The sequence below is a fragment of the Sphingomonas faeni genome (assembly GCF_023195535.1).
Taxonomy (GTDB): domain Bacteria; phylum Pseudomonadota; class Alphaproteobacteria; order Sphingomonadales; family Sphingomonadaceae; genus Sphingomonas; species Sphingomonas faeni_B.
In genome coordinates this window covers 371033-385125 of sequence record NZ_JALPNF010000003.1, presented here as the reverse complement: position 1 = coordinate 385125, position 14093 = coordinate 371033, and the positions used below count along the sequence as shown (strand labels likewise).

The 14093-nt window shown below is 66.6% G+C and carries 12 protein-coding genes; 6 read left to right on the top strand and 6 right to left on the bottom strand.

The genetic code is table 11. The features are described from left to right. Positions 1-38: 38 nt before the first annotated feature. The 5 genes from SPHN_RS09025 to hflK all read right to left on the bottom strand — a co-directional run bounded on the left by SPHN_RS09025 (position 39) and on the right by hflK (position 6868). The gene (locus tag SPHN_RS09025; protein ID WP_248522813.1) at positions 39-1283 is read right to left on the bottom strand and encodes a M20 metallopeptidase family protein; all 1245 of its coding nucleotides are present in this window, start codon (positions 1281-1283) and stop codon (positions 39-41) included. A 178-nt stretch (positions 1284-1461) separates the two neighbouring features. Continuing rightward, a complete protein-coding gene (locus tag SPHN_RS09020; RefSeq protein ID WP_248522811.1) occupies positions 1462-3105 on the bottom strand; it encodes a helicase HerA-like domain-containing protein in 1644 nt (547 codons plus the stop codon). A 110-nt stretch (positions 3106-3215) separates the two neighbouring features. Then, on the bottom strand, positions 3216-4769 hold the full coding sequence (locus tag SPHN_RS09015; protein WP_248522809.1) for a Do family serine endopeptidase: 1554 nt from the start codon (positions 4767-4769) through the stop codon (positions 3216-3218). Positions 4770-4871: 102 nt separating this feature from the next. Then, positions 4872-5738, bottom strand: coding sequence for a protease modulator HflC (gene hflC / locus SPHN_RS09010; protein ID WP_248522807.1), 867 nt, complete (start codon positions 5736-5738; stop codon positions 4872-4874). Beyond that, positions 5735-6868: a protease modulator HflK gene (gene hflK, locus SPHN_RS09005; protein WP_248522805.1), complete on the bottom strand. Its 1134-nt coding sequence runs from the start codon at positions 6866-6868 to the stop codon at positions 5735-5737. Before hflK ends, hflC begins: the two co-directional genes overlap by 4 nt. Before the next feature lie 70 nt (positions 6869-6938). On the opposite strand from hflK, the gene SPHN_RS09000 reads away from it, so the two are divergent. The 5 genes from SPHN_RS09000 to SPHN_RS08980 all read left to right on the top strand — a co-directional run bounded on the left by SPHN_RS09000 (position 6939) and on the right by SPHN_RS08980 (position 9717). Beyond that, positions 6939-7889: an Mrp/NBP35 family ATP-binding protein gene (locus SPHN_RS09000; RefSeq protein ID WP_187504017.1), complete on the top strand. Its 951-nt coding sequence runs from the start codon at positions 6939-6941 to the stop codon at positions 7887-7889. 98 nt (positions 7890-7987) lie between these two features. Next, positions 7988-8419: a CoA-binding protein gene (locus tag SPHN_RS08995; protein WP_248522803.1), complete on the top strand. Its 432-nt coding sequence runs from the start codon at positions 7988-7990 to the stop codon at positions 8417-8419. Positions 8420-8474: 55 nt separating this feature from the next. Beyond that, positions 8475-8810 (top strand): hypothetical protein, encoded by a 336-nt coding sequence (locus SPHN_RS08990; protein ID WP_248522801.1) that lies wholly within the window; start codon positions 8475-8477, stop codon positions 8808-8810. A gap of 13 nt (positions 8811-8823) precedes the next feature. After that, positions 8824-9240, top strand: coding sequence for a hypothetical protein (locus SPHN_RS08985; RefSeq protein WP_248522799.1), 417 nt, complete (start codon positions 8824-8826; stop codon positions 9238-9240). A 15-nt stretch (positions 9241-9255) separates the two neighbouring features. After that, the gene (locus tag SPHN_RS08980; protein WP_248522797.1) at positions 9256-9717 is read left to right on the top strand and encodes a hypothetical protein; all 462 of its coding nucleotides are present in this window, start codon (positions 9256-9258) and stop codon (positions 9715-9717) included. A 177-nt stretch (positions 9718-9894) separates the two neighbouring features. Here the strand turns inward: SPHN_RS08980 and SPHN_RS08975 are convergent, their stop codons facing one another. After that, on the bottom strand, positions 9895-11199 hold the full coding sequence (locus SPHN_RS08975) for a homoserine dehydrogenase (protein ID WP_248522795.1): 1305 nt from the start codon (positions 11197-11199) through the stop codon (positions 9895-9897). A gap of 92 nt (positions 11200-11291) precedes the next feature. Here SPHN_RS08975 and SPHN_RS08970 point away from each other — a divergent pair, with 92 nt between their 5' ends. Beyond that, positions 11292-14039 (top strand): [protein-PII] uridylyltransferase, encoded by a 2748-nt coding sequence (locus SPHN_RS08970; protein ID WP_248522793.1) that lies wholly within the window; start codon positions 11292-11294, stop codon positions 14037-14039. Positions 14040-14093 lie beyond the last annotated feature (54 nt).

Below are 14093 nucleotides of genomic sequence, written 5' to 3'. Positions count from 1 at the left end.
GGATGACGGTGTAGTAGGCGACGTCTTCCAAAACAGCCTCAGTCGAAGCCGTTTGCCAAAAACCGCTCCGCCACCGCGCAGTGCATCGCGATCCCATGCGCCATCACGCGCTCGTCGATCGTCATCTTCGTGTTGTGCAGCGGCGGGTTGGTGCGCGGATCGCTGCCCTCTGGCGCCGCGCCGATGAACGCCATCGCGCCCGGCAGTTTCTGAAGCACGTAGGAGAAGTCCTCCGCCCCCATCATCGGCGGCATCACCTGATACGCGCCCTCGCCGCCGATCGCGGTCGCGCATGCCTTCATCAGGTCGGTGGCGCGCTCGTCGTTGACGGTGACCGGATAGCCTTCCTCGATCGTCGGCGTTCCGACCGCGCCGTGCGCCGCGGCGATCCCCTCGACCATGCGGATGAACGCCGCGCGCACCTGCTCGCGCGTCCGCTCCGACAGCGTCCGCATCGTGCCGAGCATCTCGACGGTCGACGGGATGACGTTGTGCGCGGACCCGGCATTGAGCTTGGTGATCGACAGCACTGCAGGGTCGGTAACGGCCACCTGCCGAGCGACATAGGTCTGCAAGGCGGTGACGATCTCGCAGGCGATCGGCAGCGGATCGAGGCAGTCGTGCGGCATCGCGGCATGCCCGCCGCGGCCGGTGATCGTCGCGCGCAACGTGTCGGTCGACGCCATCAGCGTACCCGCGCGGCTGACGACATGGCCCATCGGCATGTTCGGCGAGATGTGGAGCGCGAACCCGGCCTCGGGCAGCGGGGCGTCGAGCAGGCCGTCGGCGATCATGTGCCGCGCGCCGTGATGGCCCTCTTCGCCGGGCTGGAACATGAAGACGACTGTGCCGGGGAGTTCGTCGCGACGTGCGCAGAGTGCCTTGGCCGCGCCGACGAGCATCGCCGTGTGCGAATCATGGCCGCAGGCGTGCATAGCGCCGTTGATCTTCGAGGCGAACGGCAGGCCGGTCTCCTCCTGCATCGGCAGCGCGTCCATGTCGCCGCGCAGCAACACCGTGCGACCGTTGCCGCCGGCGGTGCCGCCGCGCCCGCCGCGCAGTATCGCGACGAAGCCCGTGGTGGAGGTGCCCTCGCGGATTTCCAGCGGGAGGCCAGCGAGCGCGGCCTTCACCTTGTCCGATGTGCGGGGGCAGTGAAGGCCGACCTCGGGATCGGCGTGGATCGCACGACGGAGCGTGATCGCGTCGTCGAGGCTGTCCTCGCCGATAGTGGCCCAGTCGGTCGGGGCCCAGTCGGTGGTGGATTCGAAATCGAGGGACATCGCTTGGCTCCTTGAATGGCCTGACCACCACCCCGGCGGAGGCCGGGGCCCAAATGGGAAGGTCGATGTAACGGAGCGCCGTCCGCCGTTACCTCAGTCACCCAATTGGGCCCCGGCCTTCGCCGGGGTGGTGTTTGGTTGGGGCGGGTGGCTGCCCGCCCCCAATCATGGAGGCAGTCTACCCCCGGAACAGCCCGCCTAAAACCCCGCGCAGGACCGTGCCGACCAAGCCACCGCCCGTCGACGACCGTCGCGATTTGGTGCCGAACACCTGCTTGCCGATCTCGTTCGCTACCTGCCGGCCGATCGACGAACTCGCCGCGCGCGTCGCCGACGATGCCATCTTGGTCCAGGGCGAGTTCGCAGCCCCGCGGTCCGCTTCGCGTTGCTGGCGATCCGCCTCGCGCTGTTCTGCAACCCGAGCCCGCTCGGCCTCTTTCGCCGCCTTCGCATCGAGCTTCGCCTGCGCGGCCGCAGCCTTCTCCGCCTCGGTCGTCGCCTTCGCCTCGGCCGCGGCGGCGCTAGCTTCCTGCGTCTTAGCCGCGAGCAGTTCCTCGGCCGACTCGCGGTCGACCAGCATGTCGTATTTCGCGCCGACCGCATCGGTCTCGATCATCACCTTCCGCTCGGCGGCCGTGATCGGACCGACGCGCGAGGCAGGCGGCTTGATCAGCGTGCGCTCGACCGGCGTCGGCGCGCCGTCCGCCTGGAGCAGCGACACGAGCGCCTCGCCGACCTTCAGCTCGGTGATGATCGTCGCGACATCAACGCCGGGGTTCGCGCGGAACGTCTCCGCTGCAGATCGCACCGCCGCCTGATCGCGCGGCGTGAACGCACGCAGCGCATGCTGGACGCGGTTGCCGAGCTGCCCCGCCACCGTGTCGGGGATATCGATCGGGTTCTGGGTGATGAAATACACGCCGACGCCCTTCGAGCGGATCAGCCGGACGACCTGCTCGATCTTCTCCAGCAGCGCCTTGGGCGCCTCGTCGAACAGCAGATGCGCCTCGTCGAAGAAGAAGCACAGCACCGGCTTGTCGGGATCGCCGACCTCGGGAAGATGCTCGAACAGCTCGCTCATCAGCCACAGCAGGAAGGTCGCATACAGTTTCGGCGAGGCCATCAGCTTGTCGGCGGCGAGGATGTTGACGATCCCCCTCCCCCGATCGTCGACGCCGATGAAGTCGTTCATCTCCAGCGCCGGCTCGCCGAAGAAATTCTCCGCGCCCTGCGTACGCAACTGGAGCAGCGAGCGCTGGATCGCACCGATCGACTGCTTCGAGACGTTGCCGTACGTCACCGTCAGCTCGTCCGCACGCCCGGCGCATTCGGTCAGCATCGCCTGGAGATCGTCGAGGTCGATCAGCAGCAGCCCCTCCTTGTCGGCGACGTGGAAGGCGATCGTCAGCACGCCCTCCTGAACCTCGTTGAGGTCCATCAGCCGCGACAACAGCAGCGGCCCCATCTCGCTGATCGTGGTGCGGATCGGATGGCCCTGCTCGCCGAACAGGTCCCAGAACTGCACCGGGTTGTCGGCATAGGCCCAGGTGTCGTCGCCGATCGCTTTCGCGCGCTCGGCAAATGTCGCGTGCGTCTTGGCGGTCGGCGAGCCGGCCATCGCGAGCCCGGACAGGTCGCCCTTCACGTCGGCGACGAAGCACGGCACGCCGTTCGCGGAGAAGCCCTCGATGATGCCCTGCAGCGTCACCGTCTTGCCGGTACCGGTCGCGCCCGCGATCAGGCCGTGGCGGTTGGCGCGCTTCAATTCGAGCGTCTGCGGCTTGCCGTCCACGCTTGCGCCGATGAAGATGCCGTCGGTCATGGGTCTCGTCCTCTGTATCCGGTGCTGACCCTATCCCCGCACGATGCAAAGAAAAAGGACCGCCGCTCGGGTGAGCGACGGTCCTTTGAGATCAATAGGTCGGTCGAGTCTTACTTGATCTTGACCGGCAGGAACTGCGCCGGACCACGGGCACGCTTGACCTGCAGCAGGACCTGCGGGCGCCCGGCGGACTTGGCGGTCGTCACTGCGGTCTGAACGTCGGCAGAGGTACGCACCGGCGTACCGTTGACCGACATGATGACATCGCCACGCTTGAGCTTACCATACGCATCGCTGGTCTGCGCGACCACGGCAATGACGACGCCCTGCGTGCCGGGCTCCACGCCAACCGCCTGTGCGATCGCCGGGGTAAGCGGCTGTACGCCGATACCGAGCGCCGCGCCGGCCGTCGGTGCCGCGGTCGTGCCGGAATCGTCGCCGTCATCGCTGTCGTCACCACCGAAGCCCTGCGCGTCTCCGCCCAGCGTCGCCGCCAGCTTGTCAGCGCTCGGCCGGGGAACGACGACCACGTTGGCGGTAGTCGGCTTACCGTTGCGCAGGATATCGAGGCGCGCGGTCTGGCCGGGCTTCACGTTCGAGACGAGGTACGACAGCGACTGGTCGACCGTCACCGGCTGACCGTTCACCTTGGTGACTACGTCGCCCGCGCGCACGCCGGCCTTTGCCGCCGGACCGCCAGCGGTCACGTCGTTGATCAGCTCGCCCTGGTTCTTGGGAATGCCCAGCGCCGCGGCGGTGTCTTCGTTGATCGTACCGCCCGGCTGCAACTGCACGCCGATATAGCCGCGCTCGATCGTGCCGCCCTTCATGAAGGTGGCAATGATCGGCTTGGCGACGGCTGCGGGGATCGCGAAACCGATGCCGATATTGCCGCCCGACTGGCTGAAGATCTGCGAATTCACGCCGATCACGTTGCCGTTCAGGTCGAACATCGGGCCACCCGAATTGCCCTGGTTGATCGACGCGTCGGTCTGGATGAAGCGGTCATAGGCGCCGCCCTGCCCGGTGACGCGGTTGATCGCCGAGACGATACCCGCGGTCACGGTGCCGCCCAGGCCGAACGGCTCGCCGATCGCGACGACCCAGTCGCCGACGCGCGCGCCGTTCGAATCGCCGAACTTCACGAACGGCAGGTTGGCCGCGTCGATCTTCAGCAGTGCGAGATCGGATTCCTGATCCTTGCCGATGACCTTGGCGACATATTCCTTCTTGTCGCTCAGCGTCACCGTGATCGAGTCGACCGTCGCGCCCTGTGCGCCCGGCGAGATCACGTGGTTGTTGGTGACGACATAGCCGTCGGGCGAGATCAGGAAGCCGGAGCCGAGCGAGGCGCCTTCGCGCTTCACCGGGGGCGCGCCCGGCGCGCCGCCCATGCCGCCGAACAGGTCGCCGAACGGCGTGCCCGCGAACGGATTGGCCTGCTGCTTCTGGACGATCGTCTGCTTGGTCGAGATATTGACGACCGCAGGCTGGAGCCGCGCGACCATGTCGGCGAAGCTCATCGGCGCGCCGGGTTTCGGCGAAACCGCCTGGATCGCACCGGGTTCGTTCTGCGCAACCTGCGCACCGCTGGGCTGGAGCGCGAGCGTCGCGGTCGCGCCGCCGAGGAGAAGAGCACTGGTAATGGCGTAGGCGTAACGCACTAGATGTTGTCCTCTCGTTTCATCAATCGAAACAGGTGGCGCTTAGCCACACCGTCCTGAATGATGCTTGAATATGAACCGGGGTTCAAAGGTTCCGCAGGCTCAACGCCCGCGGCCCTCGAATTCCCGCAGATAGCTGTTGTTCGGCGAAAGAATGATCGAGGTCGATCCTTCGGGCGCCGGCCCGCCATCCGCGCCGAACGTGTGTCGATACGACTGCATCGCGCGGTAGAAGTCGTAGAAATCGGCGTCCTTGCCGAAGCTCTCGGCATAGATCTTCGCCGAATCCGCATCGGCCTGCGCACGCACGATCTGCGCCTGCTTCTGGCCTTCGGCACGGATCGTGATCGCCTCCTGCTGGCGTGCGCTCGACATGCGCTTGAGCGCGCTTTCGAGCGGCAGGCCGACGGGGAGGTTCGCCTGCTTGATACGGACATCGACAATCTCGACGCCGTACTGGCTGGCGACGCGCTGGAGGCCCTTCTGGATGTTGTCCATCAGTTCGGAGCGCTCGGGGCTCAGCAGTTCGACGAAGCGCCGCTTGCCGAGTTCGTTACGCAGCGCCGAACCGAGGATCGGGCGAAGCTGATCGGGGATCCGGTCCTCGCTGCCGACCGCGTTGCGCATCTTCCGCGGATCGACGATCCGGTAGCGGGCGTACGCATCGACTTCGAGCCGCAGCTGGTCGGTCGACAGCACCAGCGTGTTGTCGAGCTCCAGATCCTGCACGCGCTTGTCGATCCAGACGATCCGGTCGACGAACGGGATGGGGGCGATCAGGCCCGCACCGGTCTGGCCGAACGCGGTGTTGGGCTGCCACGCGTTCACCGTGCGGATCGGCTGGCCGAAGCGCAGGATCACCGCCTGCTTGGTCTCGGGCACGATCGCAAAGGTCGCGGCGGCGAGGATCACCAGCAGCAGCGCGACGATCCCGGCCACGATCGGATTGCGGAAACTCACGGCGTTCACTGGGCAGCTCCAGACTGAGGGGCAGCCGCCGCCGCGGCCGGCGCTGGCGTCGACTGGACAGCCTCGGGGTTCGGCAAACGCTTGGCGTTCGATAGCGGCAGGTACGGCACCACTCCGCCCGGCGTCTCGACGATCGTCTTGTCGCTCTTTGCGAGCACAGCCTCCATCGTCTCGTAATACATGCGGCGACGCGTCACCTCGGGGGCGAGGCGATACTGCTCGTAAACCTTGTCGAACGACGCGGCCTCGCCCTGCGCGCGGGCCACGACCTGCTGCGCATAGGAGCGCGACTGGTTGAGGTTGGCGATCGCCTCCTGCTGCGCGGCGGTGACGGCGTTGAAGTCCTCGACGATCCGTGCCGGCGCAGCGGCCTGCTTGATCGCGACGCCCTGGATGCGGACGCCGGACTTATAGTCGTTGAGGATCTGCTGCGTCATCTCCGCGACGCGCTGTTCGATTACCGTGCGTCCCGTACCGATCGCCTGGTCGAGCGTGGTCGTCGCGACCACCGCGCGCATCGCGCTCTCGGCGGCGGCGCGAACCGTGTCGTTCGGCTCGGCGAGCTGGAACACATAATCGCGCGGATCGGCAATGTCCCAGCGCACCGAATAGGCCAGATCGATGATGTTCTGGTCGCCGGTGAGCGTCAGGTTCTCGCCTTCGCCTACGGGGAAGTTGTCGGTGCGGATCTTCTGCACGTCGACCACCATCACATTGGCGATCGGCGCGGGCATCGTCAGGCGGATACCCGGATCGAGCGTGCCTGCATATTTGCCGAAATAGGTGACGACGCCGCGCTGCTGCGGGCCGATCTGGTGAATCGCGGTGAACAGGATCCAGACGACCGCAATGATCGCGACGCCGATCGCCCAGAGCGCACGGGCATTGGCGCCCGACGGCAGGCCGCCGAAGCCGCCATTGCCGCCGCCCCCGCCACCCGAGCCACGAGCCTTGCGCAGGAACTCGTCGAGCGCGGTCGGCTTGGCCGCGGGTTTGCGACCGCCGGGCGGCAGGGCCCAGGGATTGCGCGGACCAGGGTTACCGTCGTCGCCCGAACCGCCCCAAGGGCCTTTCGGTGTTTCGGTGGCGAGGATATCGGGGCGCCGGAACCAGCGCGAGAAGATCGTCATACCAACCTTTATAGGTGTGCGGCGGCGGAAAAACAGTGCCAAGCGCCCTTAGCGGCCCTATCTGGCCACGATGATCGATATCGAAGCGGTAAAGGCGGCGGTTGCCGCAGTGGCGGGCAAGCGGGCGACCGTCCGGCTCGAAGGAACACGAGCAGGCATCATCATCGATGCCACCGGGCTCGATCCGCAGGCGCGCGATGCGCTGGAGGCGACCGTGCGGATGGCCGCGACGCAGCCCGGGGTGACCGAAGTACGGATCGCGGTGACCGCCGAACGCTCGACCCGCCGGCTGATCGCGGTCGCCAGCGGCAAGGGCGGCGTCGGCAAATCGACGCTCGCCGCCAACCTCGCCATCGCGATGTCGCGTGCCGGTCGCCGCGTCGGGCTGGTCGACGCCGATATCTACGGGCCGTCCCAGCCTCGCCTGATGAATGTCGAGGGCACCCGCCCGACCGCCAAGGACAAGGTGCTCGATCCGGTCCCGACCCCGTACGGCGTTCCGTTGCTGTCGATGGGCCAGCTCGTCGAACCGGGCAAGGCGATCGCCTGGCGCGGGCCGATGGCGGCGGGTGCGCTCGGCCAGCTGGTCGAGGCGGACTGGGGCCTGACCGATACGCTCGTACTCGATCTCCCGCCCGGGACCGGCGACGTCCAGCTGACGATGGTCCAGAAATACCGCCCGGCGGGCGCGGTGATCGTCTCGACCCCACAGGATCTCGCGCTGATCGACGCGCGCCGCGCGATCGACCTGTTCGAGAAGGCCGGCATTCCCATCATAGGTCTCGTCGAGAACATGGCCGGCTATATCTGTCCGCATTGCGGCGAGGCGTCGGACCCGTTCGGCAATGGCGGCGCGGAGGCAGCGGCGCGCGAGCTCGGCATCCCGTTCCTCGGCCGCGTGCCGCTGACGATTTCGATCCGCACCGCGTCCGATGCGGGGACGCCGCCGGCTTCGAACCCCGACGATACTGTGTTCATGCCGATTGCGGCTCAGGTCGTCGCATGGCTCGGAAAACTGTGAAACCCGCGAGCCCGATCTACGTTGTCTGATTACCGGTCGTACCCGACGCGTAGAGTTGCGGTACGAGCGGACCAGGTTTCCCCCGACAGGAGGCATCGATGCCGTTGACCGCCGATGCCGACATCAAAGCCTTGCTCGAAGGCGCACGGACGATCGCGATGATTGGCGCGTCCGATCGCCCGGACCGCCCTTCCTACGGCGTGATGGCCAAGCTCCAGGCACACGGCTACCGCGTGATCCCGGTCAATCCGCAGATCACCGGCGAGCATATCCACGGCGAGTTCGTCTTCCGCGAGCTATCGCAACTCGGCGACCCGATCGACATCGTCGATATCTTCCGCAATTCGTCAGCCGCCGGTGAGACGGTCGATCAGGCGATTGCAGCGGGTGCGAAGGCGGTTTGGATGCAACTCGGCGTCATCAACGAGGACGCGGCAGCGCGCGCCGAGACGGCAGGGCTGAAAGTCGTGATGGATCGCTGCCCGGCGATCGACATTGCCAGGCTTGGAGTCGCCAAGATCGAGCAATGATGCTTGCCCCGGCGCGCGATCGCGGTCAGTCTGAATGTCTGTCCGGGAGATGCCGATGCTCGCGATGCTGCTGTCGATACTGATCGAAGACCCCCTGATGGCAACCGCAAAGGCGCGAATGGCCGCCGAGCAACCCTGTATCCAGAGCGCGGACGAAACCGACATCACCGTCTGCGGCATGCGTACCGCGGACCGGTTTCGTGTGCCGTTCGTCGTCCATGACGCTGGCGATCCCAAGCATGAGAGCGTCCGCAACGAACGGACTCGCTTGCTCCGCCGCACGTCGCCACTCGCCGATCTCGGTCCGTTCCAGGTCGGTGGCGGGATGGCGGGAGTCAGCATGACCGTGGGTGGCGAAGGCGGGACATCGTTCCGCAAGCCGGCACCATAGAAGGGTCCGTTCGATGTTCGCCGTCATCCTGTCCACACTGATGCAAGTCGCCACACCGTCTCCGACCGCGGCGCCGGAGCGTTTTTCGATTTTGGTCGATCCATGCGCGGCCGCCTCGAAGGACGGCAACGACGTCATCGTCTGCGGGGGCCCCGCGGCGAACAGCCCACGCCTGCCGCTGCCGGACGAGCGCGGCCCCCCCGACCGCGCGGTCGCGTCGAATCCCGAACTCAGCGCAGCCCGAGCATTACAACTGGAGGGTACGCCGTGTGCGGCCAGCCAATGGGGGTGCCAGGTCGGATTCGGTCCCCCGATCGCCCCGATCGCCAAGGCGGCGGTTGGGCTGATCAAGAGCGCGCTGGCAAAGAAGCCCGATACGCGTGGTCGCGTGCCGATCGACCTCGACGGTCCCGTCGGTACGGTCAACTAGGATTTAGGGGGCGCCGTGATCCTGCTGTCGATCCTGTTGCAAGCCGCCGTCGGCACAACGCCGGTCGTCGCACCGCCCCCGCAAAGCTGGTCGATCCTGAACCCGCCCGCCTGCCCCGGTTCGAGCCCGAGCGAAGTCGTCGTCTGTGGCGGCAAGGGCACGTCCGAGCAGCGCCTGCCCCTCCCCGACGAGCGCCTGCCCCAGGACCGCCCGCGCCAGCCGACCGGCGATCCGCGCGCCGCGCTCGACAATGCCGGGCGACCCTGCCCGCCGGGTGGCTGTACCGGCGTGGATTTGCTGACGGTCCCGGTCGTCCTGATCCGCGGCATCGGCGCGCTGATCGATCCGCATAGCTGCTGCGAGAATGGCGAGGGCAAGGACCCGATGGCACTGGTGCGCGACGTGGCCGGCAAGTTCCGCAAGAAGCCGGATACGTCGAACCGCGTGCCGATCGTGCTGGATGATCCGGTGAAATAAAATCCGGCAAGTCTTCCACCGGACCAACCAAAGTGTTTCCCCCGCAAAGGCGGGGACCCAGTTGGGAGACGAAGCTAACGAAGCGCGCGCGCCGTTACTGCGACCTCTCCAACTGGGCCCCGGCCTTCGCCGGGGTGGTCGCTTTTAGACGGGATTGGCAGTCATTACCGCCCCCAATCAATCCAGAATATGCATCCACATCGGCTGGCCCACCAGGCTCTGCGACCCCCGCAATTTCTCCAACGCCTGGGCGATCGACCGCTCCGGGCTCTCATGCGTCACGATCGCCACCAGCACGCTGCCGTCCGCAATCGCCCCCCGCTGGATCAGGCTCTCGATCGACACACCCGCATCCCGCATCGCCGCCGCGATCTCGGCCAGCACGCCGACCCGGTCCGCGACGGTGAACCGCAAATACGCACGCCCCCGCCGCTCGCCGCTATCCGCTTTCGACGCAGCAGTGAGCGACACCACCGGCATCGCGAACGGCGGCCCGAACTCTCCACGCGCGATGTCGATCAGATCCGCCACGACAGCGCTCGCGGTTGGCCCATCACCTGCCCCTGCGCCTTGGAACAGCAACCGGCCGACGAAATTGCCCTCCGCCACGACGGCGTTGAGCGACCCCGTCACATGCGCCAGCGGATGATCGATCGGCACGAGATGCGGATGCACGCGCTGGAACAGCCCGGCCGCGCCCGCTTCCGCCAACCCGAGGAGACGCACGCGATAGCCCAGCGCCGCCGCCTCGGCGATGTCCGCCCCCAGCAGATTCCGGATGCCGCTCACCCCGACGTCGTCGAACGCCGGCTGGGTCCCGAACGCGACCGCGGCCAGGATCGACAGCTTGTGCGCGGCATCTACCCCGTCGATGTCGAAGCTCGGATCGGACTCGGCGAACCCCAGCGCCTGCGCCTCCGCCAGCACCTCGGCAAAATCGCGACCTTCGGACTCCATCTTCGACAGGATGAAATTGCAGGTCCCGTTGAGAATTCCGTACACCCGCGCGATCTCGTTCGCCGCCGCACCTTCACGCAGCCCCTTGATGACCGGGATGCCGCCAGCGACCGCCGCCTCGAACTTCAGCGCGACGCCCGCTGCCTCGGCCGCCTGCGCCAGCTCGAGCCCGTGATGCGCGATCATCGCCTTGTTCGCGGTGACGAAACTCCGTCCTGCCCCCAGCGTGCTGCGGGCCAGCGTCAACGCCGGGCCATCGGAACCGCCGATCAACTCGACCACGACATCCGCCCCTGGTTGCTTCGCCAGCGCGGTCGTGTCGTCGACCCAGGCGAACCGCGACAGATCGACGCCGCGATCCTTGCCGCGATCGCGTGCGGACACCGCGACGATCTCGATCTCGCGCCCCGCCCGCCGCGCAATCAACTCGCGGTTCGCATCCAGCAGCCGGATCACCCCGCCGCCGACAGTCCCCAGCCCGGCCAGAGCCACTTTCAACGGGGCCACGCGCAATGGTTCGCTCATTTTCGTCCTCCACTCGCGCGTCCGGTTACGTTTCGCGGCGACTTTGCGCAATCCTGATGACGCGACACGCCGCCGCCCCTATCTGAGGCGACATGATAGGCCGCTTCGATCACCTCCCCAACCGCCGCACGATCATCGATCGCCGCGCCGTCGCCGAAACCATCGCCACGCTGCACGGCGAGGACGCCACCGCGCTCCGCCGCGACGCGACAACGCTACTGAAGGCAGCACTCGAGGCCGGCCGGGTCGAAGTCGAACGCCGCCTCGTCGAACATCCGTCGCGCGGGCTCGAAGCAGCGGGTGCGCAGGCGTATCTCATCGATCAGCTGCTCCGCATCCTGTTCGATTTCACCACCCAGCGACTCTACCCGCTGCCCAACCCGACGATCGGCGAGCGGCTGACGATCATCGCCGTCGGCGGCTATGGGCGTGCGGAAATGGCGCCGCATTCGGATGTCGATATCGGCTTCCTCACCCCCGGCAAGCAGACCCCTTGGGCCGAGCGCGTGATCGAATCGATGCTGTACGCGCTGTGGGATCTCGGTCTGAAGCTCGGCCAGTCCAGCCGCTCGCTCGACGAAATGGTGCGTCAGGCCAAGGGTGACGTCACCGTCCGCACCGCGTTGCTCGAAGCACGCTACGTCTGCGGCGATGCCGACCTCTACGAACAGGCATCGCACCGCTTCAAGACCGAGGTCCAGGCCGACACCGCGCGCACCTTCATCGCCGACAAGCTCGCCGAACGCGACGCGCGCCACCGCAAGATGGGCGACACCCGCTATGTCGTTGAACCCAATGTCAAAGAGGGCAAGGGCGGCCTGCGCGATCTTCACGCATTGTTTTGGATCGGCAAATACATCTACGACGTCCAACGCGCCGCCGAGCTGGTCGAGGTCGGGTTGTTCACCAAAGCCGAATACCGGCTGTTCCACCGCGCCGACAATTTCTTCCAGGCGGTCCGCTGCCATCTCCACAGCATCACCGGCCGCGCCGAGGATCGGCTGACGTTCGACCTGCAACGCGAGATCGCCGACCGGATGCGCTTTTCCGATCGACCGGGGAAATCGAAGGTCGAGCGATTCATGCAGTTCTATTTCCTGCAGGCGAAGACGGTCGGCACGCTCAGCGGCGTGTTCCTCGCGCATCTCGACGAGAAGTTCGCCGCGCGCGGCCGCCGTTTCGGGTTGCCGACGATCCGTCGTTCACCGCGCAAGCTCAACGGTTTCGTGCTCGATCGCGGCCGGTTGGCGCTACCTAGCGACGACTTCTTTCAAGTAGATCCCGAACGCCTGATCGAGATCTTCCAACTCGCCGACAAGCACGGCGTCGAGATCCATCCGCTGGCGATGCGTGCCGCCGCCCGCGACGCCAAACTGGTCGATGACGTTCGGAACAGCCCGACCGCCAACGCGCTGTTCCTCGACGTGCTGACCTCACCACGCGATCCCGAACTCGTGCTGCGCTGGATGAACGAGGCGGGCGTGTTCGGCCGGTTCGTGCCCGACTTCGCGCGTGTCGTCGCGCAGATGCAGTTCGACATGTATCACCACTACACCGTCGACGAGCACACCATCCGCGCGATCGGCCTGCTCGCGCGCATCGAGAACGGCGTGTTGAAGGAGGAGCATCCGCTCGCCAGCGCGATCTTCGAGCAGATCGTGTCGCGGCGCGCTTTGTATGTCGCGGTGCTGTTGCACGATATCGCCAAGGGCCGCGGCGGCGATCATTCGATTCTCGGTGCGGAGGTGGCGCAGCGCCTGTGCCCACGCTTCGGGCTGACCGCCGCCGAGACGGAAACGGTCGCGTGGCTGGTCCGTTGGCACCTGCTGATGTCCGCCACCGCGTTCAAACGCGACCTCAGCGACTTCAAGACGATCCTCGATTTCTGCGACGTGGTGCAGAGCCCCGAGCGCCTCCGCCTTTTGCTGACGCTGACGATCGTCGACATCCGCGCGGTCGGCCCCGCCGTCTGGAACGGCTGGAAACGCCAGCTGCTTGGCGACCTGTACGAATCCGCCGAAGAGGTACTGCGGCTCGGTCACAAGCAGAAAGGGCGCGCCGAACGCATCGCCGCCAAGCAGGAGCATTTGCGCGATGCGCTTGGCTGGGACGAGGCGACCTTCGAAACGCTCGTTCGCCGTCTTCCCGAAGCCTATTGGATCGCCGAGCCCGAGGACGTGCTCGCGCACAATGCCCGCTTCCTCGCAACCACCGGCGACGCGCAACTTGCGATCGACGCCCACGTCTACCCTGGGCGCGGCGCCACGCTGGTGACAATCTACGCGGCCGATCATCCAGGACTGTTCTATCGCATCGCCGGCGCGATCCATGTCGCTGGCGGCAACATCATCGATGCGCGCATCCACACCACGCGCGACGGGATGGCGGTCGACAACTTCCTCGTCCAGGATCCGTTCGGCCGACCGTTCGATGGCACCGAACAGGTTTCACGCCTCAAGACGGCGATCGAGGATGCGCTCGCCAATCGCGGCAAGCTGGCCGACCGGCTGGTGGCGAAACCCCTTCCCCGGACGCGAGCCGAAGCGTTCGACATCGTTCCCAACGCGCTGGTCGACAACAAGGCGTCAAACCGGTTCACCGTGGTCGAGGTCAATGCGCGGGACCGGCCGGCGCTGCTGAACCAGCTCGCCAACGCCCTGTTCCAGTCGAAGGTCACGATCCATTCCGCGCATGTCGCGACTTACGGAGAGCGCGCGGTCGATACGTTCTACATCACCGACCTCACGGGGGACCGGATTACCCAACCTGCCCGGTTGAAGACGCTGGAGCGAAGGTTGCTCGCGGCGGCGGCCGGCGAAGAGATCGATCTCGCAGCATAGTGTCGCGCGCCCGACTTCCGCGGGGGAAGCGCTAGGGACAGTCCGGTGTCACAA